Source organism: Thalassotalea sp. PP2-459, assembly GCF_001913705.1.
GTDB classification, from domain to species: Bacteria; Pseudomonadota; Gammaproteobacteria; order Enterobacterales; family Alteromonadaceae; genus Thalassotalea_C; species Thalassotalea_C hakodatensis.
This window is the reverse complement of sequence record NZ_MKQD01000008.1, coordinates 1-1,297: the sequence shown is the minus strand read 5'-3', so window position 1 is coordinate 1,297 and position 1,297 is coordinate 1. Positions and strand designations below refer to the sequence as shown.

The window sequence follows — 1,297 nt, the reverse complement described above, 5'->3', positions numbered from 1 at the left end:
CAATCATTAGGGCAATATATTCCTCTCACTAATAGTGACCACATGGCGGTGTTTCAGCGCCCAGATGAAATTGTAAATGCGATACATTTTTTAATCCAATAAAAGCAGTTTGATTATATTGATGTCAACTTCGCACTATGGTCGTAGTACTCTTTATAAGTAGAATTGAAAAATTTGAAAAAGACGGAATTCTCTAGCAAAATATTGAATTCCGTCTGTGGCATTCAGCCTCAGTTAATTTTAGGGACGTTACGTTACTCACTACTTTAATATTGATGAGGGATAATCATGAAAATAAACACGATTTTGTTCGCTCTAGTTACGTCATTGCCTTTCACCGCGCTAGGTGAACTTGTTGATAAAAATGGTAATGTACTTTCACAGCCTGATTTAGCAAAACTTTCTAACATTATGGGCGTGTCGATGATGAGCACTAAAAGTGACATCGATAACATGATCGCCACTAAAGGTAAAAACTGGCAATGTCAGCGATTGGATATACCTAAAAATACAAGGGGACACTCAACTACCTTTGCTCGTTGGGAAAGAACATGTACTTATCAGAACCCATCTAACCTTATGCAATCACAGAGATTTGTCGTTAAAGCTGTTGGTAATACGATTTATCATCTATCGTTTGAAGATCGCGTATTCGATGTGGTTAGTCTTGATGAGTGGCAAAAGCAACCTGCTCAGCTCAAAGCCGCTTATGGCGCAAGTATTGATCAAGCTCAGATAGAAGTATTGAAAACACAAGACACTTCATCGAAGATGGCATATAAAGAAATTGATTCAGGGTTGAAAGTGTCAAGTAAAAACTATTGTTTCGGTAGACCGTTTAATGTTGTTGCATCTACCAATGTGATTAAGCAAACGAATGTTACCACAGCACAGTTTATTGCTGAGTTTGCTGGCTATAATGCCCATTGCCCTGAAAAATTTCGAAAAAGAAATAAAAGGTAAATAAGATAAGAAAAAAGTGAAAAAGGGTCGGTAACCTGCTCCTCTTATTTGTTTAATATGCTTACGCCAAGTCGTTGTCGTTGGAAATGACTTTACTTTACCAGCACTGGTGTTAGGTCGCTTAAGACATTTTTTATTCTATATAACGCTTTGTTTATTAGAGCGTGTTGATCTTTCATGTTTACTTTTGCCGCAATTTGTTTGGTATTTATACAAGGCAACACTTGCGCTGTGTAGTTATTCTACTCCAGTCAAGCGTTAACACAGTAGAAATGCCAAACAGATACAGCCCTAAGGGTTCAACTAAACGCCTCCTGCTCTTTGTTACTTGAAT

At 37.5% G+C, this 1,297-nt stretch carries 1 protein-coding gene; it reads left to right on the top strand.

All coding sequences use genetic code 11. The features are described from left to right. The first annotated feature begins 288 nt into the window (after positions 1 to 288). On the top strand, positions 289 to 963 hold the full coding sequence (locus BI291_RS00410) for a hypothetical protein (protein ID WP_074495297.1): 675 nt from the start codon (positions 289 to 291) through the stop codon (positions 961 to 963). Positions 964 to 1,297 lie beyond the last annotated feature (334 nt).